21 protein-coding genes and 2 pseudogenes are annotated in these 20031 nt (G+C 66.7%); 8 read left to right on the top strand and 15 right to left on the bottom strand.

Translation table 11 applies throughout. The features are described 5' to 3' along the window. Positions 1 to 512: 512 nt before the first annotated feature. Together NR810_RS49825 and NR810_RS49820 are read right to left on the bottom strand one after the other, a co-directional pair. Complete coding sequence (locus NR810_RS49825) at positions 513 to 1508, bottom strand: quinone oxidoreductase family protein (RefSeq protein WP_257463209.1); 996 nt, start codon at positions 1506 to 1508, stop codon at positions 513 to 515. Next, positions 1505 to 2488, bottom strand: a complete 984-nt coding sequence (locus NR810_RS49820) for an aldo/keto reductase (RefSeq protein ID WP_257463208.1) — start codon at positions 2486 to 2488, stop codon at positions 1505 to 1507. The genes NR810_RS49825 and NR810_RS49820 overlap by 4 nt, the downstream gene beginning before the upstream one ends. Before the next feature lie 76 nt (positions 2489 to 2564). Between NR810_RS49820 and NR810_RS49815 the strand changes: the two genes are divergently transcribed. Next, positions 2565 to 3146 (top strand): TetR/AcrR family transcriptional regulator, encoded by a 582-nt coding sequence (locus NR810_RS49815; protein ID WP_257463207.1) that lies wholly within the window; start codon positions 2565 to 2567, stop codon positions 3144 to 3146. Positions 3147 to 3273: 127 nt separating this feature from the next. Here NR810_RS49815 and NR810_RS49810 read toward each other — a convergent pair. Then, positions 3274 to 3702, bottom strand: a pseudogene (locus tag NR810_RS49810) (IS4 family transposase); the annotation flags it as partial. A gap of 342 nt (positions 3703 to 4044) precedes the next feature. Here NR810_RS49810 and NR810_RS49805 point away from each other — a divergent pair. Both NR810_RS49805 and NR810_RS49800 read left to right on the top strand, forming a co-directional pair. Continuing rightward, positions 4045 to 5070 carry an aldo/keto reductase gene (locus tag NR810_RS49805; RefSeq protein ID WP_257463206.1) on the top strand — a complete coding sequence of 342 codons (1026 nt, stop codon included), beginning with the start codon at positions 4045 to 4047 and terminating at the stop codon, positions 5068 to 5070. Between the two features lie 112 nt (positions 5071 to 5182). Continuing rightward, positions 5183 to 6175, top strand: coding sequence for an aldo/keto reductase (locus tag NR810_RS49800; protein ID WP_257463221.1), 993 nt, complete (start codon positions 5183 to 5185; stop codon positions 6173 to 6175). Positions 6176 to 6204: 29 nt separating this feature from the next. Here the strand turns inward: NR810_RS49800 and NR810_RS49795 are convergent, their stop codons facing one another. Continuing rightward, positions 6205 to 6438: a hypothetical protein gene (locus NR810_RS49795; RefSeq protein WP_257463205.1), complete on the bottom strand. Its 234-nt coding sequence runs from the start codon at positions 6436 to 6438 to the stop codon at positions 6205 to 6207. Positions 6439 to 6513: 75 nt separating this feature from the next. Here NR810_RS49795 and NR810_RS49790 point away from each other — a divergent pair, with 75 nt between their 5' ends. Together NR810_RS49790 and NR810_RS49785 are read left to right on the top strand one after the other, a co-directional pair. Next, entirely contained in the window at positions 6514 to 6711 is a 198-nt protein-coding gene (locus tag NR810_RS49790) for a hypothetical protein (protein WP_257463204.1), read from the top strand. Positions 6712 to 6763: 52 nt separating this feature from the next. Beyond that, positions 6764 to 7591 carry a helix-turn-helix transcriptional regulator gene (locus NR810_RS49785; RefSeq protein ID WP_257463203.1) on the top strand — a complete coding sequence of 276 codons (828 nt, stop codon included), beginning with the start codon at positions 6764 to 6766 and terminating at the stop codon, positions 7589 to 7591. Positions 7592 to 8503: 912 nt separating this feature from the next. On the opposite strand, the gene NR810_RS49780 is transcribed toward NR810_RS49785, so the two are convergent. Beyond that, positions 8504 to 8749 (bottom strand): hypothetical protein, encoded by a 246-nt coding sequence (locus tag NR810_RS49780; RefSeq protein WP_257463202.1) that lies wholly within the window; start codon positions 8747 to 8749, stop codon positions 8504 to 8506. Between NR810_RS49780 and NR810_RS49775 the strand changes: the two genes are divergently transcribed. Beyond that, positions 8739 to 9038 (top strand): hypothetical protein, encoded by a 300-nt coding sequence (locus tag NR810_RS49775; protein ID WP_257463201.1) that lies wholly within the window; start codon positions 8739 to 8741, stop codon positions 9036 to 9038. The two genes, NR810_RS49780 and NR810_RS49775, sit on opposite strands and share 11 nt — an antisense overlap. 2 nt (positions 9039 to 9040) lie before the next feature. Beyond that, positions 9041 to 9733 carry a hypothetical protein gene (locus NR810_RS49770; RefSeq protein WP_257463200.1) on the top strand — a complete coding sequence of 231 codons (693 nt, stop codon included), beginning with the start codon at positions 9041 to 9043 and terminating at the stop codon, positions 9731 to 9733. Between the two features lie 677 nt (positions 9734 to 10410). Here the strand turns inward: NR810_RS49770 and NR810_RS49765 are convergent. The 3 genes and pseudogenes from NR810_RS49765 to NR810_RS49755 form a co-directional block, all read right to left on the bottom strand. After that, a pseudogene (locus tag NR810_RS49765) lies at positions 10411 to 10593 on the bottom strand (AHH domain-containing protein); the annotation flags it as partial. A 35-nt stretch (positions 10594 to 10628) separates the two neighbouring features. Then, entirely contained in the window at positions 10629 to 11519 is an 891-nt protein-coding gene (locus tag NR810_RS49760; protein ID WP_257463198.1) for a TraB/GumN family protein, read from the bottom strand. Positions 11520 to 11558: 39 nt separating this feature from the next. Then, positions 11559 to 11807: a hypothetical protein gene (locus NR810_RS49755; RefSeq protein ID WP_257463197.1), complete on the bottom strand. Its 249-nt coding sequence runs from the start codon at positions 11805 to 11807 to the stop codon at positions 11559 to 11561. A 77-nt stretch (positions 11808 to 11884) separates the two neighbouring features. Here NR810_RS49755 and NR810_RS49750 point away from each other — a divergent pair, with 77 nt between their 5' ends. After that, positions 11885 to 12739 (top strand): M14 family metallopeptidase, encoded by an 855-nt coding sequence (locus NR810_RS49750; RefSeq protein WP_257463196.1) that lies wholly within the window; start codon positions 11885 to 11887, stop codon positions 12737 to 12739. A 38-nt stretch (positions 12740 to 12777) separates the two neighbouring features. On the opposite strand, the gene NR810_RS49745 is transcribed toward NR810_RS49750, so the two are convergent. From NR810_RS49745 to NR810_RS49715, 7 genes are all read right to left on the bottom strand, one after another. Next, positions 12778 to 14049: a glycoside hydrolase family protein gene (locus NR810_RS49745; RefSeq protein WP_257463195.1), complete on the bottom strand. Its 1272-nt coding sequence runs from the start codon at positions 14047 to 14049 to the stop codon at positions 12778 to 12780. Positions 14050 to 14138: 89 nt separating this feature from the next. After that, complete coding sequence (locus NR810_RS49740) at positions 14139 to 15458, bottom strand: extracellular solute-binding protein (RefSeq protein ID WP_257463194.1); 1320 nt, start codon at positions 15456 to 15458, stop codon at positions 14139 to 14141. Between the two features lie 41 nt (positions 15459 to 15499). Beyond that, a complete protein-coding gene (locus NR810_RS49735) occupies positions 15500 to 16324 on the bottom strand; it encodes a carbohydrate ABC transporter permease (protein WP_257463193.1) in 825 nt (274 codons plus the stop codon). A gap of 4 nt (positions 16325 to 16328) precedes the next feature. Next, positions 16329 to 17225 (bottom strand): carbohydrate ABC transporter permease, encoded by an 897-nt coding sequence (locus NR810_RS49730; protein WP_257463192.1) that lies wholly within the window; start codon positions 17223 to 17225, stop codon positions 16329 to 16331. A gap of 10 nt (positions 17226 to 17235) precedes the next feature. Then, positions 17236 to 18330: an ABC transporter ATP-binding protein gene (locus NR810_RS49725; protein ID WP_306819180.1), complete on the bottom strand. Its 1095-nt coding sequence runs from the start codon at positions 18328 to 18330 to the stop codon at positions 17236 to 17238. 132 nt (positions 18331 to 18462) lie between these two features. Beyond that, entirely contained in the window at positions 18463 to 18636 is a 174-nt protein-coding gene (locus NR810_RS52740) for a carbohydrate porin (RefSeq protein ID WP_257463191.1), read from the bottom strand. Between the two features lie 297 nt (positions 18637 to 18933). Beyond that, entirely contained in the window at positions 18934 to 19938 is a 1005-nt protein-coding gene (locus tag NR810_RS49715) for a hypothetical protein (protein WP_257463190.1), read from the bottom strand. Positions 19939 to 20031: the final 93 nt, after the last annotated feature.

The raw sequence follows: 20031 nt of genomic DNA, 5'->3' as shown, positions 1-20031 counted from the left end.
TCCTGCGCAGCAGCCCCGCGAAAGTCTACTGGCGGCGTCCTCTCCTTCCTCCGCTCCTGCCTCAGGCGCCACACTCACCTCCTCTGCTCCTACTGGGGGCGCGTCACGCTCCTCTCCTCCCCACCTGCTTGGGGGAACGAATTCCGTGCATCGTTCCGCCGCTCGCCGTTTCTCCTCCTGGCATGACCTTCAATTTCAGGGGGGGCCTCGTGAAGCCGGCACATGGGTCCAAGTCATTTGAGGCTCGCGATCTCGCCACAGTGAGCGCGAAGGGGGCGGGACCGCGGCCGCGGATGAGGCGCGGCTCAGCCATGCCGGTCTGCCCTTGCCGATGCCTTGACGGGGCCTCTGCCGTCGTGGCTCCATCAGGAGGACTCCATGCACGTGCTCATCCTTCTGTTTTGGCCTGCGACGGGGCGAGCCGTGCCGAACTGGAGGCCGTTGCCCAGATCGCGACGCTGGGCTGGGACGCCCGCACCAGCGGATAGGGGCCCGGCGCGGGCACCCAGCGCCTACCGCGACGACTGCTCGGCCACCGCCAACAGCAGCTTCCCTGTCGACGTTCGGCTCTCGAGCGCCCGATGTGCCTGCTCCGCCCGCGCGAGTGGGAAGACGCCTCCGACGGTCAGCTCGAGCCAGCCCTCGCGAAGTCCCGCGATGACCTCGTTCGCGCGGCGGTGAAGCTCTTCGGACGTACGCAGTTGCGCCAGGCTGGCGCCGCTGACGGAGATCGATTTCTGCACGAGGAGTGGGAAGACGTCGATCGGTTTCGGAAGGCCGCTCGAGGCTCCGAAGTAGACGATGGACCCGCGGACGGCGACCGCATCGAGGTTGCCCATACAGGTGGTCCCACCGACGCCGTCGAGGACGAGATCCGCGCCATGTCCGCCGGTGAGCTCCTTCGTCTCCGCGGCGAAGTCGTGCTCGGTGTAGAGGATGACGTGGTGAGCACCGAGCGCTCGCGCCTCCTGCGCCTTCGCCTGGCTCGACACCGTTCCGATGACCGTGGCGCCCAGGTGCCTGGCCCACTGCACGAGGAGCGCCCCCACACCGCCGGCCGCCGCATGAACGAGAACGAAGTCGCCACGCGTCGGGTGGCGGAATTCGTTGATGAGGTATTGGGCGGTGATTCCCTGAAGCGGAAACGCCGCTCCCTGCTCGAACGTGAAGTCATCGGGAAGAGGGATGACTCGGCTCGCATCGACGACGGTGTACTCGGAGTAGGCGCCCGGCTGGCTCGTGAACGCGACGAACGCGACCCGGTCTTTCACCTTCAGGTGGGCGACGCCCTCTCCCACCGCCTCGACGACTCCCGAACCCTCGACCCCGGGCGTGAACGGCACGACGCGAGGGGAGGTCCCGCGCCGCTGCCCGACGTCCATGAAGTTGACTCCGGCCACCACGACCCGCACCAGAACCTGGCCGGGACCGGGCTCCGAAGGCAGGTCGATCGATCTCAGCGTGAGGACTTCCGGGCCACCGTTGGTCTCCACGCGGATCGCCTTCATCGGAGACCTCGCGGCTCACGTTCGCTGTCGAGCAGCTCCATCAACCGTGGCAGGTACCGCGTTCCAGCGACTGCCTCTTGCGGAACGGCGGCCTCAATCCTCGCAAGGTCTTCCGCACTGAGCTCGATGCTCAGCGCCGCCAGGGTCTCCGAGAGCTGGGCCACGGTCCGCGCGCCGACGACCGGCACCAGGTCCTTCCGCCGCGCCAGCGCCCAGGCGATCGCCAGCTGCGACGTGGCGGCCGCCTTCTCGGCCGCGATCCTCGACAGCGCGTCGACGAGCTTCACGTTCTGCTCGAAGTTCCCCGGGTGGAACCACGGCAGGTGCGCTCGATGCCCTGTCCGGTCCGCAGGTCTCGCCTTGCCGCTCAGGAGGCCGTGCGCGAGCACCCCGTACGCCGTCACCCCGATGCCGAGCTCGCTCAACACGGGAAAGACGCTCTGCTCGGGCTTGCGACTGAACAGCGAGTATTCGATCTGCAGGTCGCTGATCGGATGCACGGCATGCGCACGGCGGAGGGTGTCCGCGCCCATCTCGGACAGTCCGATGTGCCGCACGTACCCGGCCTTCACCAGGTCGGCGATGGCACCGATGGTGTCTTCGATGGGCACCACCGGATCGAGCCGAGCCGGGCGATAGACGTCGATGTGATCGACGCCCAGCCGCTTGAGTGAATACGAGAGGAAGTTCTTCACCGACGTCGGCCGCGCATCGAGACCGACGAACGTCCCGTCGGGAGAGCGAAGCCCTCCGAACTTCACCGACAGCTTCACCTTGTCGCGACGGCCCTCGATCGCCCTGCCGATCAGCTGCTCGTCACCGCCCGCGCCGTAGAAATCGGCGGTGTCGAGCAGCTCGACTCCGCGCTCGATCGCCTCGTGGAGCACCCGCATGCCGTCCCCGTGGGCGAGCGCCTCCGAGCCGAGCGCGATGGGAAAGACCACCGGTCCGCCGTTGCCCAGCGTTCTCGAATCCGCCATCGATGGTACCCTCGTCGTTACTAATTACGATATTTGTAATTTGTAACCACGCCATCGTCAAGGGAATCGCAGCGCCATGCCTCGAACCGGATCGTCCCCCGCTGAGCTGAAGACCCGCGCCATCGACGTCGCGCTCGCGCGCATCCGCACCCAGGGGTTCGAGAAGGTTCGGCTGACCGACATCGCCCGCGAGCTGGGGATCAGTCACGTCGCGCTCTACGCGTACTTCGAGAGCAAGGAGGCGCTCCTCGACGCGGTGCTCGAGCGGTGGCTGGGGGAGACGACCTCTGAGCTCGAGAAGGTCTGCGCGTCGAATCGAAAGGCGTCGCAGAAGCTCGAACAGTGGTTCGTCGCCCAGTACGCGATGAAGCGAGACCGGGCGCTGAACGATCGCGAGACCTATGCAGCGTTCGAGACGGCCACCGCGGTGAAGAAGCCGTTCGTGCGGGCGTACCTCGAGCAGCGGACCAAGCAGCTCGTCGGTCTGCTAGAGGAAGCCGGAGACCCATCACCGCAGCGCCACGCCGAAGTGCTCCTCGACGGCACGGCGGGGTTCTTCCATCCGCGCTTGATCCTCGAGACCGCGGAGAAGAATCGCGAGCCCGAGCTCAAGCGGGTGCTGCAGACGCTGCTGCGCGGGCTCGCCGCCGCGAAATGACCTCTTCGCCGATGAGCAGGAGCACCCAGCTCACGCCAGCCCCCACGCGCGGTGCTGCTCCTCGGTCGCATGCTCGAGCACGTGCACCAGCATCCCCACACGCTCCGCGTCGAAGCGGCCGAGCGGGCAGAAACTTGTGCACCGTCAGCCACACCAGAGGCGTAGGGCGGCCGTGCTTCGTCAGCAGCGAAGCCACCAGCGTGGTGTGGTCATCATCGTCGAAGTCCGTCCAGTCCAGGGCGATGACGACCTCGGTCCGCTGGGCCAGCACGTACGGTACCCACAGACTCAACAGGTGCCACACGTTCAAGCCCGCGTTGGACAGCAACCTGTCTACCTGCTTCACCCCGTGCTTGCCCTTGGTGCCTCGCGCCACCGCCACGGCCTGCCCGATGGCGTACACCGACAGGCTCGCGGCGTGGATGACCCCCAGCGTCGCCAGCGACAGCGACAGCACCCGCTTGGCGTGGAGGTCCTCCGCGAAGAGGCTGGAGAGGAATTCATGGACCTGCTGCTCGTTGATAGCTGAAGTACCCACTTCTCCGGTAACGTCCATGACCCTACTGCTCGAACTAAATAACCTACCGACCCCCTCCTCGCCTGCTTGCTAAATGAGGGGATGCCTCAGGGCGGCGTCCTCTCCTTCCTCCGCTCCTGCTTCGCCCCTGCCTCAGGCGGCACGTTCGCCTCCTCTGCTCCTACCTGAGGGCGCGTCACGCTCCTCTCCTCCGTACCTGCTTGGGGGAACGTTGGTGCGGTTATGTTAGGCGCTCTAAGCCTGGTGGTGGCAGTCCCAGGATAAAATCTCCCTCTGGCAACCCTTCACGCCGGTCGTATCGTGAGCGCCGTGAGCAGGCCGACCGGGGCGTCCGGTGGCCTGCGTTAAGGAGAATTTCGCATGCGTTATAGACTGTTCGGCCGCACTGGCCTTTACGTCTCGGAACTCTGTTTCGGAGCGATGACATTCGGCGGGAAGGGCTTCTACGAGCCCATTGGTAAGACGGCCCAGGCCGAGGCCGACGAACTCGTGTCAATCTCGCTCGAGAGCGGCATCAATTTCTTCGACACCGCTGACGTCTACTCCGAGGGCGAGTCCGAGAAGATCCTCGGCAAGGCCCTCGGCGCGCGTCGCAAAGACGTCGTGCTCGCCACGAAGGTGCGCGGCAAGGTCGGCACTGGTCCGAACCAGCAGGGCCTCTCCCGCGCTCACATCATGAGCTCCATCGAGGGCAGCCTGAAGCGCCTCGGGACCGACTGGGTCGATCTCTACCAGATTCACGGCTTCGACCCGGTGACCCCCTTCGACGAGACACTGCGCGCCCTCGACGACGTTGTCCGTTCTGGCAAGGTGCGTTACGTCGGCTGCTCGAATCTCGCAGCATGGCAGCTCGCCAAGGCCAACGGCATCGCGGCGCGCCATGGTTGGGCTCGCTTCGAGTCATTGCAAGCCCACTACACGATCGCCACCCGCGATCTCGAACGCGAACTCGTGCCTCTACTGAACGACGCGCAGATGGGGCTCATGGTATGGAGCCCGCTCTCCGGGGGCCTGCTGTCCGGAAAGCATGGTCGTGACGGCAAAGGCCCTGACGGCTCGCGCCGAGCCAGCTTCGACTTCCCGCCCGTCAACAAGGACCGCGCCTTCGACTGCATCGACGCGATGCGGAAGATTGGCGACGCCAAGGGCGCGAGCGTCGCATGCGTCGCGCTTGCGTGGCTGCTCGCAAAGCCCCACGTCTCTGCGATCATTGTCGGCGCGAAGAACGAGGAGCAGCTCAGGGACAACCTGAAGGCGAGCGACTTCGTGCTCGACCCCGCCGAGATCGCCGAGCTCGACAAGGTGAGCGCACTGCCCGCCGAATACCCGGGCTGGATGATCGAGTTCCTAGGCAACCTAGGCAGAGCGCCGAAGAACGCTCGCTAACGTCAACTGTTGCCGTCTGGCGAGCCCGCATGCCCGCATGTCGTTCACGCCGTGCGCGACCATGCGGGCTCGTCGGAGGCATTCGAGCGGTCAACAACAAGTGAGGATTATGATTCAAAAGCGCAAGCTTGGACGGGGACTGGAAGTATCGGCTCTCGGCCTCGGCTGTATGGGCATGAGCTTCTTCTACGGTCCGCCCAAGGACACCGCGGAAATGACGAAGCTGCTGCGCGCGGCGGTTGACCGCGGCGTAACGTTCTTCGACACCGCAGAAGTCTACGGACCTTTTCTCAACGAGGAGTTGGTCGGTGCGGCACTTGCGCCAGTGCGCGACCAGGTGGTGATCGCCACCAAGTTCGGCATCAAGCACGGCGAGAACGGGCCGAGCCCGCTGTCGGGGGTTGACAGCCGACCCGAGCAGATACGTCGAGTGACGGACGCATCTCTGAAGCGTCTGCGGACCGACAGAATCGACCTGCTCTACCAGCATCGTGTCGACCCAGAGGTGCCCATCGAGGACGTAGCCGGCACCGTGAAGGACCTGATCGCCGAAGGGAAGGTCAAGCACTTTGGCCTATCGGAGGCCGGCGCGGCGACGATCCGCCGCGCGCACGCCGTGCATCCCGTGACGGCGTTGCAGAGCGAATACTCGCTCTGGATGCGAGAGCATGAGGCCGAAATCATTCCGACTCTAGAAGAGCTGGGCATCGGGCTGGTGCCCTACAGCCCCCTTGGGAAAGGCTTTCTGACCGGCAAGATGGACGCCAGCACGCCGTTGGCCGACGACGACCTCCGCCGGCTACTGCCGCGCTTCTCCCAGGACGCGATGGAGGCGAACCAAGCGCTAGTCAGCCTGCTCCAGCAAATCGCCGACGACAAGCGAGCCACGCCGGCCCAGATTGCTCTTGCCTGGGTGCTGGCCCAGAAGCCTTGGTTCGTTCCAATCCCTGGCACTACGAAGTTGCACCGGTTGGAAGAGAACTTGGGCGCGCTCGACGTCGAGCTGACGCAGGGCGACTTGCAGCGCATCGAGGAGGCCTCAGCTAAAATTCGTATTCAGGGCGCGCGCGTGCCCGAACGGCTCCAGACTCAGTTTGGACGATAACTCTCTCAGGGTCGCGAGCGACCGTGACGTTATTTCGCCATCGTCTTCTTGATGGAGGCGCTCGCGAGCAGCTCCGGGGCGGCGGCCGACAGCGCCGCGCCGCCGGCCGCTCCTCCTCCCGCGAGGACCGGCAGGAGCCACGTCAGCTTCGTCTCGACGGCGCCGAACGCCGCGACGACGGCCTGGTCCAGGGCAGACATGTCGTCGACCGTGAGGACTGGCTTCAGGGCGAAGCACGACCAGCTCGACGTCCTCGTGAACAACGCCGGCGCAACCTTCAAGAAGCCCGTAATGGGCCCTGACGGGGTTGAACTGACGTTCGCGCTGAACCACCTCGCTTGTTTCCAACTCACGACGTCGCTGCTCGACCTGCTGCGAAGGACGCCCGGCGCGCCCGCGACCGGGTCGAGCAGGCGCGCAAGGGCATCATCGACCGCCTCGCCGCCGTCCTCGACGACCGCGACCTCGAGGACTTCGAGCGCATCTCCGCCAAGATCCTGGCTGCCTTCGACGAGCCGGGCGACGAGGAGCCCTGATTCACGGGGTCACCGGTGGAGGTGAGGCGCGCGGCGCGCTAGACTGCGGCCCGTGACCGCCGCGTCCCTGTCGTCTCCGCGCTCCGAGCTGGGGCACTTTCTCCGGACCCGCCGGGCGCGGCTGCGGCCGTCCGATGTGGGGCTGCCCGAGGGTGCGCGGCGGCGCACGCCGGGGCTGCGGCGCGAGGAGGTCGCGCAGCTCGCCGACGTGGGGGTGAGCTGGTACACGTGGCTCGAGCAGGGGCGCGACATCCAAGTTTCGGAGGCGCTGCTCGAGCGACTTTCGAGCGCGCTGCGCCTCGATGCGGCGGAACGTTCGTACCTGTTCGAGCTTGCCCAAGGTCGCTCGCCCCGTCCGGTTGCCGCAACGCCGCCGATCGTGAGCCCCCTGCTCGCGCGCACGATCGAGGCGCATCGTCATCCGGCGATTGTCTCGACCGTGCGCTGGGACGTCGTCGCAATGAACGGGCCCGCGCTGAAGCTTTGGGGTGATCAGCGTGGCACGAATGCCCTGCGGAACATCTTCCTCGGCAAGGTACCGCCGCTCGCCACGGTGGAGCACGAGGCACACGCACGAAACCTCGTTGCGCGCTTTCGCTCGGAAGCCGCGCGCGCGAGTGCTCATGAGCAGTTCCAGGAGATTGTGGACGAGCTGAGGGCGAGGAGCCCCGAGTTCCGCCGTCTCTGGACGCAGCATGACTTGTATGCCGAGCCCGAGGGCACGAAGATCGTCGACATCCCCGGAACCGGCCGCATCGAGCTCGCGCACGTGACGCTGATGCACATCGAGCCGGACGCACGCACTCTTCGAGTCCTCTTCTATTCTCCCGTCGGCCCCGAGAGTGCGCAGCGAATGGCGCGTGCTCTCGCAGAACGTTGAAAGCACGAGGGACGTGCTGCGCTGCGTGGATCGATGCCATCGCCTCCAATGGTCCAGGCCGTCAGCGCTGTCGCGGCCCCGTGACAATCGGTTCCCTGCGGGAACTGGGAAGCCGCTCCCAGGAGGTGCATGACCAGGAGGTCCGCCGGCTGCTGGAGGAGGCGGTGGAGGGGGCCCTGCGCGACATCCGGGCGGAGTGGTATCAGGGCCGGAGTGGTCCCGGGCCTCGCGCGCTTCCACACTTGGAGGGCGCGACGGGGCGGCTCGTTAGCTTCTCGGCACCTCGTCCAGAGCGGCTCGCGGTGAGCTTGCGCGAGCACCCCGAGTCCAGGCCGAGGCCCTCGTCTCCGACTACCTCCGGTTCTACCGGAGCCCCATGTGCTGGGCGGGTTGGCGGCTCATGCTTCGGACGTTGGAGGATTGGCGCGGATGAGCTCCGGGCTGCCGGTATTGAACGATTTGTCGCTCGCTGGACGGGTGACCTTCCTGGACACCTGGGAGCCCGTGCTCTGGGCGTACTGGAGCAATGCCTTCACTGATGTGCTCACGAGCGATCAGCGCTGGTTGAGGGCCTCGGACGCTCGAGCGGGAGGCCGGGACGACATCCAAGCGGGACAGTGGATTGCCCAGGGAATCCTGGATGCGCTCCGGACCCGTCCGCGTCTCGACTTCGCCCCGGACTGGACGAACCTGCCGCGCTGGTATGCGTGGTGGGTGGGGCGCCGCGCGGTAAGCGCCCAGCGGAGTGCGTCCACCTTTTCGTCGTTGGACGAGGAGCACACTGGAGCAGATACCTGCTCTTCCGAGGATGAGCTGGTGGAACGGCTGGATCGTAAGCGCCAGATGAAGAAGCTGCTGGAGCTCATCGACAGGTGGGCGGACATCCTCGGGCGCATCTCGGCCAGTACAGGGCTACCGGATATCGAGGCGGACTGGTTGTGGGCTACCTGCATCGCACGGCGTCGCCTGGCCCAGTTGCTGCTCGCGAGCGGGGTAGGCGATGAGCGCTTCCAGGAGGTAGACAAGAGCCATCCTCCTGGCGAGGACCTCGGTACCGGGCGACGCTCCCAACGAGCGCACCGCGCGAAGCCGCAAGGGCGCGGCGGCGGCGTTCCGGTTCAACCTCGAGGCGTTGCTGCCATTGCATTTGGAACTCACACCCGCGCACCAGGTCTTCCTGGGGCCCGTCCGGGACGTTCACGAGGCGCCGGCCTGTCCCGCGCTGCCTGTCACGGCGGAGGCGCTCCACGGTTTTCGGGAGGTGCTGCGCCAGAGCCCCAGGTGGCAGGAGGCGCGCGAGAGGCCATTGGAGGGGTTGTGGGCTGGGGTCTTCCGGGCGGCCTTGAAAAAGGCGGTGACCCGGCTGTTGCCGCCCGCGTTCCGTGAGCAGGTCGAGCAGGACTGGAAGGAACTGGTGGGGACTCAGGTGCGCGAGGAGCAGGAGTGACCATGAACTGGATCCAGCCGGGCATCGACACCCTGAGAGACTACGTCCACGGTGAGCTGTCGCGAGAGGAGAGCGAGGCTGTGCGCCGCTGGCTGGTGGCCTATGCGGATGAGGAGGTCCTCCGTGTCTACGAGGCGCTCCTCGCCGAGCGCCAACGCCAGCAGGCACGGTTGGCCCACTGGGCTTCCCAGCCGCTGCGGGCCCGGGTCGAATGGCTCTGGTCGAAGCTCCGCCACAAGCTCACGGCGCACGGTATGCGAATCAGCCAATCCCTGAGCGAGAGGCCGGCCGCTTTCTCCCCCTTGGGAGGGCATGCCCCGGCGTCCCAGGTGGAGCTCTCCCTTTCCGTGGACCCAACGAAGACGGTCGATGTGGTGGTGCGTCTGGGAGAGGCCAGCCACATCGCGGTCTACGTGGTGGACAGCCAGGGGACGCTCCATCCCATGCCCACGGAGGCGCGGCGCTTCGAGATGGGCGAGGAGCTGGACCTCGCCGGGCTCGACCTCGAACCTGGGGAGCTCGAGGTGGACCTGTTCGTCTTCTTCGATGGGGCGCGCCCGCTTCCGTCCCCTCCGACGGGGGCTGGACTCGAATGGCTCGCGAATCTGCTCCAGGAGGTGGACGCGGATGCTCACCGCTCCGCGATGAGGCGCACCCTACGGGTCTCCCCCTCGAGTCCCGGGAAACAAACCTGAAGGGGGCTCCCTTGGTCCGTACCGGCGAAGGCCGGCCTGGTTCCAAGGGAGCTTCCCATGTCGACTCGATATCCGGTGCAGGTGGGCTCGTTCCACATGACCCACCACGCCCTCCTACGTTCCGCCGAGCGGGGCATCAGCCTCCAGGCCATCCATGTCGTACTCCGTCATGGACAGCTTGCCTGGGACGGGAGGGGAGCCCTGTATGCGATTGGACCCGGTGTTGTCAGGCCCGCGTCCGTGGCTGGTGCGCTGTGGCGGAATGCGTCGGGAGTCGTCGTCGTGGTCCGCTCGGGGCGCATCCCGACGGTATTTCGGGTCCGGAGGAGGTCGCCGCGCGCGGATTCATCGATTGCCCATCTCTCCATGCTCCCCCACCGTTTTTAAAGCCCCGCGACCCGGATCGGTGGGCTCCTCGCCTCAACGTCAGTTGCCAAATTCGGCATCGAACGCGGCGATTGCCTCCTCAGTAGAAGCATAGGGTGCAGAGCGTTGATCAGGACGCTCCTCACAAAAAAGTTCCCAGAGCTGCCGTTCATGATGATGCATGGATTCCGCGATGGAACAAATGGGCCTGGAGTGACTTCAAGGGAGATTCGTAACTCCCTTCATGTCACCGCGTATTGACCTCCTCAAGGTCATCCCCCTTCGGAGTGCCGCCACCGCTCGTGCCGCTTGAGGGTTTCCGCGCTCGCGACGACCGACTCCACTTCCCCCACCGCCGCGAGACGGATGCCCACTTGCGTCTCGGCTTGTGCGACCGCCTGCATCGAGCCGGGCAGCTTCGGCACCTTCGCGGCCAGCCCCGGCGCCGTGTTGCCGATGGCCGCCATGGCGAACGCTCGCGCCGGGGGCCGGCCCTCTCGCGAGCCGGGCCGCCCCCGTTGAACCGGGCTCAGGGCGTGGGCAGCGCCGTGGCCGGGTGGACCGCGGGAGGTGAAGCGGTCGCCGTGCCGATGGCGTAGACGCCGTCATACCCTTCGGCCGTGATTCCCTTCTGGATGACGATGCGCGGCATCGCCGCGTGCTCCTCGTAGCGGGCCCTCTTCAGCGGATGGACCTTGCAGGTGTCCACCGTCATGCCCGTGCAGGCCCACATGGTCCCGCCCAGGTAGGCCATGTCGAGCGTGACCAGCCTGGGCTCCGCATCGAGCAGGTGGTTGGACATGAAGCGCAGGTTCGGGTCCCACGGCGCGCCCTTGTCCCGACGGGCATGGAGGTTCCCGGTCAACACGATGAAGGTGTCCTGGGGGGCCTGGGCACGCTCCTCGAGGAGCTTCTCCGCCATGCTGGCGTCGCGGTCCTTGCCGCCCGCGTCGAAGGCGCGAACCTCCAGGGGGAGGCCTGCGCGCTTCAGCTCACGCAGCCGGACGAGGGCCTGGAGCATGGCCTTGCTACTCCGGCCGTCCTGCATCGCATCGGTCCAGAGCCCGCCCGCCGTGAGCGGCTCAATCGCGCCATCCTCGCTCGCGAGGAACGCGTCGATGCGCGGTTGATCGCCCACGGGGAGCTCCAGCCCCACGCGCACGGGCTGACCGGCCGCGGCCGCGTGACACGCGAGCCGCGTGGCGAAGAGCGGAGCTTCCTGCGTGCCGTGCATCTCTCCAAGGACGATGAACGCGGCGGGCTTCAACACCGCCTCCATGCCCGGAATGGCGGGGCCACAGTCCGCCTTCGAGGCGGTCGCAGGGCTCGTGTTGGGCGACTGGATGGCGGGCTCGGCCGTCTTGCAACCTCCCAGCAGCGCGGCAGCGACCAGTAGATGACGCAGGGTGACTGTTGCCATTCGGTATGTGCCTCCTCGTAACCCGGACTCTGCCCGGGTTCATGGAGGATGGATAGCTTCCAGGAGCCGGAGCCTCGACTTCGGCAGGTCCGCGTCCTTCAGCACCTCGCCGCGCGGCTTGCTCCCCGTCGCGTCCTCGTAGCCCTCTGCCACCAGCGCGCTCAGGTCGAATGGCACCGACTTCGCGCGCTCCAGCTTCTGAGCATGGGCGGAATGGGGGCCCTGTTGCTCGGCGGAGGGCTGGTGCAGGGAGGAGAAGGAGGAGAGGGCAGGGGCCAGCAAGGCCATGCGTGGCGGCGGAGAAGGGGTCCGAGCCCCCTGATGGGGCACACTGCTGCCCTGGCCGCTCTTGCAGGAGGAGAGCGGTGAGCGTACCGGCTGCCGAGCTCATGCAGCGCCATCCAGGGGCGAGTGGCGAATGGGTCAACTTCTACGATGATGACGATGTCATCGCGTACCCGCTTCAGCCGCTGGGGGAGGCCTATCGCAAGAGCGTGCGGGATGTCTGCGTGAAGCTGAACGGGCTCTTCACCTGGACACCGATGGTGCATCCCTTCTACTGGGCGGATGATCGGGTGATGGAGCCCATGGCGAAGCCGCTCGCTCCCGGACAGGTGGGCCGCTATGACGACTCCTTCGAGGTGCGCGCCTTCGGCGACAACATGACGCGCTGGGGCACGCCCTCCGTCCTCATCGAGACGGGCCCCTGGCCCTCGCGTGCCCCGGACGAGCCCCTGGTCCAGCTCAACTTCGTCGCGCTCGCCACGGCGCTGGACGCACTCGCGAGCAGGAGGGCCGCACGGGCGGACGTGGCCCGCTACGAGTCCATCCCGGAGAATGACAGCTCGGGGCTCGTCTACCTGCTCCTCAAGGGCGTGGGCCTGTTCGGCGCCGATGGCAGGCCCTTCACCGCGGACGTGGGCATCTCCGTCAACCGCGCGGTGCGCGACAGCGACAAGGGGCCCCAGCTCGTCCACGTCGGCAGGGTGGAAGAGCTAGGAGATCTGCGCGTCCTGGGAGCACTCGAGAGCGTGGACGGAAGCGGGCTGCTCGCCGTACCGCTGTCCGGGCCTGGCGCGAAGGAGGGGGACACCGTCCACCTGCCTGAACCGAAGCAGCACACGCTCCAGCTCGGCCAGCCCGCCGAGTTGATGCTCCTCAAGCCCCTGGAGAAGGCGTCCACCTATCGCGTCGAGCGCATCATCCGCTTCGACCGCTGAGCCCCCCTCCCGACGGGGGGCCCGGGGGCGCCGCCGGGTCAGCCGGTGAAGCGCTCCTCCACGAGGAACGGCTCGCAGGGACGGCCCTCGAGGTCACGGAAGGAGACATGGCGTTGGATGGCCTTGCGCTGGTCTCCGTCCTTGCCGTAGTCGGTGCCGTTGCGCCACACGTGCAGGTACATCGCGTAGAGGCCTTCACCCAGCCTCACGAACGCGGGGTGGCCTGGACCGTTCCACTGCCCTCCGAGTGCCGGGCTGTCACTGTCGATCAGGATCCGCTCGCCCACCACGTTGTGCGCGAGCAGGTCGAGCCGGGCGATGTACGTGCGGTATTCGGAGTTCCCGAAGAAGCCCGCGCTGTAGATGAGGTACGACTGGCCATTCTCGTTCACCACGAACTGGCCTTCGATCAGGCCGTCATGGTGTGGCCCATTGGTGTGCAGGACCTTCGCCTTGCCCACGAGCTCGATGCGCCCGGTGGCCTCCTGCCGGAACTCGTGCGACAGGATGGGCGTGGGCGCCTTGCGCATCTGACCGGTCACCGGGTCCGTCCAGTTCAACCCGTTTCCGTCCACCTTGGTGAGCAGGAACGTCCGCTCCCTCCCCTCCGGGTCGATGGCCGAGGCCACGTGGCCATCAATCATGCCGACCAGGGGGTTCTCTCCGGCGGGCCCTCCCGGGTAATCGGGGGCCACGTCCCTCACGCGAACGTTGATGTCGAGAAAGCCGTGGTCCGTCCACTCGCCGTCGATGGCGGTGGCGGTGGCGTAGGCGGAGCGCAGGATGCCGGAGCGATCCCTCGCGGTGTAGTGCAGCGTGAGCAGGCCGTTGCGCACGTCGATCTCGGGAGCCCAGCGCGCCAGGACGAGGTCCCTGGGAAGGTCGGGCGCGAGCGGGTCAAGCTCGCCAGCGTTCCACCACGCGGGGAGCTTCCCCTCGGGGAAGATGGCGCAGTGCCTGCCATCCACCATGTGCGGCACCCAGGTGCCTCCCGCGAAGCGGTACAGCCGGAAGGCAAACGGCTGATCATTGGTGGTCGCGATCAACCAGAGGCCCGCGGTGCGTGCACCCCCGGGGCTGCTCGACGTGAGCCGCAGCACGAAGGGATCGGGCATCGTCTCATCGACGAGCGGCTCGGGAACGCGCTGCAGGTTCGCGACGATGTCCTGGAGCGTGCGCGACTCGTCTGGCGGAAGGTCGAAGAGGCCCGCCGGGTTCCGCAAGGTGTTGGAGCGGAGAAGGTTCGGCTCGGGGCGCTGCGGCGCACCCGAATCGGCGCGCGGGGAGTCAGAATCAGAAGGGGTGCTCATACAGGCGCACGACTCTAGCACGGGGTCGGCGCGGAGCAGAGGGGGCCACCGGCCGCGTCCAGGCACGGCCGGCGGCTTGCCTGCCGCGGTTACTTCCGGGCGCGGCGCAGGATCTGCGAGGCCCGGCGCTGGATGTCGGACAGGGCCTGCTCCTGCTTCTTGTTGACCAGCCAGGTCGAGTTCAGCTCGTTGACCAGCAGGTCCAGGATGGCGCGCTGGTTCTCGATGGGCGGCAACGCCCTGGCGATGGTGGCGGTGCGGGTGTACTCCGAGCGGTGCGGCAGCGCCTGCATCTCGGCGCTCTTGAGCACCGAAGCGCGCACCGGCAGATGTCCGGTCCGGGCCCAGTGGAAGTTGTTGTCGTTGAGGAACTTCAGGAAGGCCAGGGCCGCCTTCTGCTTCGCCGGATCCTGCTTCGGCTGCTTCGGCAGGACCCACATGTGGCTGTCGGACCAGATGGCATCCTTGCCGTAGATGGTGGGGATGTCGCGCACGACGTACTTCTTGAGGGCGTTCTTCGGATCCTTGGACTGCGCCTCGTAGGTATCGACGCCCCAGGTACCGTTCACGAGCACCGCCGCCTCGCCGGCGATGAAGGCCTGCTGCGCGCCAGCGTAGTCATTCTTGCTGCTGGCGTGGCCGGCGGCGTAGAGCGCGTTGAGCAGGCGCAACGCCTCCTTGCTCTCCTTCGACTCGAACTGGGCTTTCTTCTCGGCATCGACGATGTCGCCGCCCTGCTGCCAGACCCAGGTGAGGTACTGCCAGCTCGGCATCGGATCGACCGCGGAGGGGATGGCGAAATACCGCTTGCCGGTCTTGGCCTTCATCGTCTCGGCGTGCTGCATCAGCTCGGCCGGGCTGGTGGGCATCTTCGGCTGGCCCTTGGCGTCGACGAGCCCCGCCTTGGCGAACAGGTCGGCGTTGACGTGCCACACCAGGGAGTGCAGGTCGAACGGCAGGGCCCAGAGCTCCCCTTTGCTGGTGACGGCCTCGCGGGCCACCGGCAGGAAGTCGGCGGCGTCGATACCGCTCGCCGCGAAGCTCTTGCCGAGCGGCTGGACGAGGTCGCGCATCAGGTAGTTCGGCAGGACGCTGCGGTGCATGACCGCGATGTCAGGCGGGGTGCCGCCGGCGATGTTGGCGCTCAGCCGGTCGTAGTAGACGCCCCACTCCACCGACTGGGTCTTGACGGTGATGCCTTCCTTGTTCTCCGCGTTGAACTTGTTGGTGAGCACCTGGATGATGCCGCACTCACCTACCGCCTTGGACAGATCGGTGACGTTGGCGTACTCGTCACTGCAGCCACCAAAGAAGCGGAACAGCGTGATCTCCGTGGCGGCGAGCGCGGAGTTGGAGCCGAGGGCCGTGACCAGCAGCGTCGCGGCCGAGAGGAGCGTCTTCATCTTCATGGGGGTTCTTCTCCTGTTCCGACTGAGGGACCGTGACGAGACTACTTGCCGCCGGTCAGGGCAATGCCTTGCACGATGTAGCGTTGGAGCACGACATAGACACAGATCATCGGAGTGCTGGCGAAGACGGCCGAGGCCATCAGGAAACCGAGCCCCTCCGACATCGCGAAGTTGCCCTGCAGTGAGCCGAGGCCCACACTGAGGGTGTACATCTCCGGCTGGTTCGCCGTGACGACGGGCCAGAGGAAGTCATTCCAGGCATACAGGAAGGTGAAGATGCCGAGCGTCGTCAGCGCCGGGCGAGACAGCGGCAGCATCACAGACCAGAAGATCCTCAGCCGACTCGCGTTGTCGAGCTGCGCCGCCTCCTCCAGTTCGCGCGGTACGGCCTTGAAGAACTGGGTCATCATGAACACCCCCAGCGGCACCGCCAGGCGGGGGGCGATCAGCGAGAAGTAGGTGTTGTGCAGGTCCCACCCGGCGAACATGGCGTGCAGCGGCACCAGGACCGCCTGCTCCGGGATCATCAGTCCGGCCATCACCAGCAGGAAGAGGGCGCGACGCCCCGGGAAGTCGATCCGGGCGAAGGCGTAGCCGGCGAGCGACGACAGCACCAGCGTCAGCGTTGTCATGCCGATGGCGACGAGCAGGCTGTTGAGCAGCCAGCGCGGCGTCAGCGACACCCGCAGCAGGGTGGCGAAATGCTCCAGGGTATGCGGCCACGGCAGGATGCCGGAGGTGGAGCGCACCAGCACCTCGTTGGGCTTGAGCGCCAGGGCCAGCACCCACAGCATCGGCATCAGCCACACGAACGCGGCGGCGAGCAGCAGGACCAGGATGTAACGGTCGCCAAAGGTCCGATTCACGGCCTCAATCCTCCTGCCGCGACAGCCGGAGCTGCAGCAGCGCCACACAGAACATCAAGGAGAACAGCACCAGGGAGACCGCGGAGGCATAGCCGGAACGCCATTCGCGGAAGCCCGTTTCGTAGATGAGCTGAACCAGGGGCCGGGTGGAGTTGGACGGACCGCCGCGCGTCATCAGCAGCGGCTGACCGAACACCTGGAGATGCATGACGGTCTGCAGCACCACCACGAGCAGGGTGGTGCGAGCCAGCGCCGGCAGGGTGATGTGCCGCAACACCGCCCAGCGCGAGGCGTTGTCGAGCCTGGCGGCCTCGTAGACCTCCTGGGGAATCTGCTGCAACCCGGCGAGGAACAGCGCCATCGGAAAGCCGGCCGTCCACCAGAGGGTCGTCACCACCAGCGCCGGCATCGCCCATTCCTGGTCGGTCAGGAACGCAATCGGTTCCATCCCCAGGGCACGCAGCCCGTTGGCAACGAGCCCGCGGTCGGGGTTGAGCACCATCGTCCACACCAGCGTGACGACCGTGACCGAGAAGATGCTGGAGGCGAAGAAGATCGCCCGCAGCACGCCATGGACCCGCAGCGGCCGGTTGAGCCCCAGGGCCAGGGCCAGCCCGAGCACCGTGGATGCCGGCGCGGCCATGGCGGCGAACTGCAGGGTGCGCTTGAGCGCTTCCCAGAAATACGGATCGTCCCAAAGCTCCTCGTAGTTCAGCCAGCCGATGTACTCCCGGTAGCCTCCGACGATCTCCCAGTCGTGCAGGCTCATCCACAGGCCGAGGCCAAAGGGATAGAGCAGGAAGACGGCGTAGACCCCGAGGAACGGCGCCAGGAAGGCATAGCCGGCGACGGCGTCGCGGAACCGCCGTGGGCTGGAGGCCTGGTCACGGGTGACGGTCATCGCGTTCCCCTCATGCGGCGCTCACAGTGGACGGCAGCGCCACACCGTCACCGCCGAACAGCCGGCCGCTGCCGGGTTCGAGCGCCAGTGTCACGGTCTCTCCGATGCGGACGGGGCTGTCGCCGACATCGGTGGCGATGAGCGTGGCCCCCTCGGCACCCGCGACATACAGCAGCGTCTCACGGCCCAGCCGCTCGAGCGCCTTGACGTGGCCCCGGAAGACGCCCTCGCCAGCAACGGGCCGCAGATGCTCGGGCCGGACTCCAAAGGTGACCGGTGCGCCCGCAGCCAGCGTGCGGCCATCCGCCGCGACCTCGGCGCTGCCGCCGGGAAGGGCCACCGTCACCCGGCCAGGGCCGGTGGCGAGCACCCGGGTCTCGAGCAGGTTCATCTTCGGCGCACCGATGAAGCCGGCGACGAAGGTGTTCGCGGGGGTGCGGTACACCTCCAGCGGCGTGCCGACCTGCTCGATCCGCCCGTCACGGAAGACGACGATGCGGTCGGCCATGGTCATCGCCTCGACCTGGTCGTGCGTGACGTAGATGGAGGTGGCTTCGAGCCGCTGGTGGAGCTGCACCAGCTCGACCCGCATCTGCACCCGCAGCGCGGCGTCCAGGTTGGAGAGCGGCTCGTCGAACAGGAAGACCTCGGGCCGGCGGACGATGGCGCGTCCAATGGCGACGCGCTGGCGCTGGCCGCCGGACATCTCCGCGGGGCGGCGCTCCAACAGGTGCTCGATCTGCAGCAGCTTCGCGGCCGAGGAGACGCGCTCGGCGATCTCGGCGCGCGGCGTGCCAATGTTGCGCAGCCCGAAGGCCATGTTCCCGGCCGCCGTCATGTGGGGATAGAGGGCGTAGTTCTGGAAGACCATGGCGACGCCGCGATCGCCCGCCGGTATGTCGTTGACCCGGCGCCCGCCAATGAGGATCTCCCCGCCGCTGATCTGCTCCAGCCCGGCGATCATGCGCAGCAGGGTGGATTTGCCGCACCCCGAGGGGCCGACGAAGACGACGAACTCCCGGCGCCTCAGCTCGAGCGAGACGCCATGAATCACCGGGGTGGCGCCATATTGCTTGCGCACCTCCCGGAGCATCACATCAGACATGAGTCACACCCTCTCATGCCCGAAAGCTACGTCGCTCCAGGGAACATGGGAAGAACAAGTCCCACGGAGGGTGTGGACCCGGCCCCCCGGCTTGGACGCGGCCGCGCGTGCGCCGCCGCGTCCAAGACAGGTTCACCACCAGGCTTCGGCCTGGAGGCCCACCGAGGTGCCCGACAGCTGATCGCCAAAGACCTGACGCAGACGCGACGTGTCGCTGAAGCTCAGGCGGGCCGCCTCGTCCCAGATGGCGTGCGTGACGAACAGGCGGATCGTCGGGCGGGAGCTGGCCTCCTGAGCCGCGGACACCGCCGTCGCCAGGGGCGTATAGGCGGGATAGAAGCCAAGTTGAGGGTGAGGGCTGGAGAGGAGGGGCCGAGAAGGGCCGCTGACGGGGCAGCAAGGCCGCGCGCCGCGCTGGTACACGGGACGGTACAACCCCTTGGGGCACACCCCAGCCCTGGCCGCCCTCGCTTGAGGAGAGAGGCAGGGAGTTGGGGCGTATTGAGCGGCTGCGCCAAAGACCGTGAAGAACCGTCTCGAGATCCTCAGCAGCGTCTACGACGCCATTGAGCCCCCGTGAACGGGGCGACGTCACCTGGGCCCTCAACGGTCAGCAGCGGCCGGGTAGTACTCGATGCGCCTTGTCACGCTGCCCCGGAACGCTCGCTTCGGCGAGGAGGTGACTCGGCGGGTCCAGTTGCCCTGTTTGTCATACACATAGTCATTTCGATAGGACCGCTTCAGGTCCACGCCCTGAGGATTCGTCCACGTGTACTCGACGATGTTGCCAGCCGGATCGTACCGGGTGGACTCGTCGAAATTGTCCTCGGAACTGGCACTCCGGGTGAACTTGCGGCTGAGCACGCGGTGAGCCGCGTCGTAGAGCGTGACCCTCTTGGAGTCCACCTGGTCCGGGTTGTCTCTGCTGTATTCGTAGTGGGTCTCTTCCACGGTGTTGTCTGGATTGTATTGGTAGAGGGTCTTGCTGAAGACCGCCTTTCTGGAGTCCCGGTAGACCTCCACTTGAGTCTTTCTTCCCTGAGCATCGAACCGGGTCACGTACTTCACCGTGTCTCCCGGGCGCGAGGGCGGGACGACCCACTTCACCTCCATGATGTGCTCTTCTGGCGTGTACTTCTCATAGGTGTTGATCCGCTTGTAGGTGAGGCGCGTGCCCTGGGTGAACTCGGCGTACTCCACGAGGTTGCCGTCCGCGTCGAACGTGTTCTTGGCCGTGAACTTCAGCGTGTTGTCTTGCTTGTAATGTTCCACTTCCTCGTAGTTGCCGACCCCGTCGTACTTGTAGCGCTTGTCGCCGTAGTACTCGTCCGCTCGCGTCGTGACGCGTCTCGTGACGTTGCCTGCCGGATCGAACCACAGCTGCTCCAGGTTCTCGGGGCCGATGCCAGGCGCGGGCGGCTTGTCTTCCGTCTCCCGGACGAACTTGACCTTGCCCCGGAGACTGAACGTCTGCCAGTTCATCTGGTACTCCGGGTTGGCCTTGCGGGCGGGCCCGCTGGCGTTCTGACCGCCCCAGGAGTTGCCTCCGTAGACAGAGAATGCCAGCAACAGGAAGTACCAAAGCTTGCGTTTCTGGTTGGATGCCACGGGGTGCCTCTCTCGTTGAATGCTCGATCACTTGGCCGCATGACGCGGCAGGGTTGTGGGCCTGGGAGTCTGGTGGACTCGGCGGCCCTCCGC

Source organism: Archangium lipolyticum (assembly GCF_024623785.1).
Lineage (GTDB): Bacteria > Myxococcota > Myxococcia > Myxococcales > Myxococcaceae > Archangium > Archangium lipolyticum.
This window is presented reverse-complemented; position numbering and strand designations above follow the sequence as displayed.

Bases quoted from the DNA above. Each gene is read 5' to 3' on its own strand.
- NR810_RS49825 (WP_257463209.1), bottom strand. From the start codon at position 1,508: ATGAAGGCGATCCGCGTGGAGACCAACGGTGGCCCGGAAGTCCTCACG.
- NR810_RS49820 (WP_257463208.1), bottom strand. From the start codon at position 2,488: ATGGCGGATTCGAGAACGCTGGGCAACGGCGGACCGGTGGTCTTTCCC.
- NR810_RS49815 (WP_257463207.1), top strand. From the start codon at position 2,565: ATGCCTCGAACCGGATCGTCCCCCGCTGAGCTGAAGACCCGCGCCATC.
- NR810_RS49805 (WP_257463206.1), top strand. From the start codon at position 4,045: ATGCGTTATAGACTGTTCGGCCGCACTGGCCTTTACGTCTCGGAACTC.
- NR810_RS49770 (WP_257463200.1), top strand. From the start codon at position 9,041: ATGAACTGGATCCAGCCGGGCATCGACACCCTGAGAGACTACGTCCAC.
- NR810_RS49760 (WP_257463198.1), bottom strand. From the start codon at position 11,519: ATGGCAACAGTCACCCTGCGTCATCTACTGGTCGCTGCCGCGCTGCTG.
- NR810_RS49755 (WP_257463197.1), bottom strand. From the start codon at position 11,807: ATGGCCTTGCTGGCCCCTGCCCTCTCCTCCTTCTCCTCCCTGCACCAG.
- NR810_RS49745 (WP_257463195.1), bottom strand. From the start codon at position 14,049: ATGAGCACCCCTTCTGATTCTGACTCCCCGCGCGCCGATTCGGGTGCG.
- NR810_RS49740 (WP_257463194.1), bottom strand. From the start codon at position 15,458: ATGAAGATGAAGACGCTCCTCTCGGCCGCGACGCTGCTGGTCACGGCC.
- NR810_RS49730 (WP_257463192.1), bottom strand. From the start codon at position 17,225: ATGACCGTCACCCGTGACCAGGCCTCCAGCCCACGGCGGTTCCGCGAC.
- NR810_RS49725 (WP_306819180.1), bottom strand. From the start codon at position 18,330: ATGTCTGATGTGATGCTCCGGGAGGTGCGCAAGCAATATGGCGCCACC.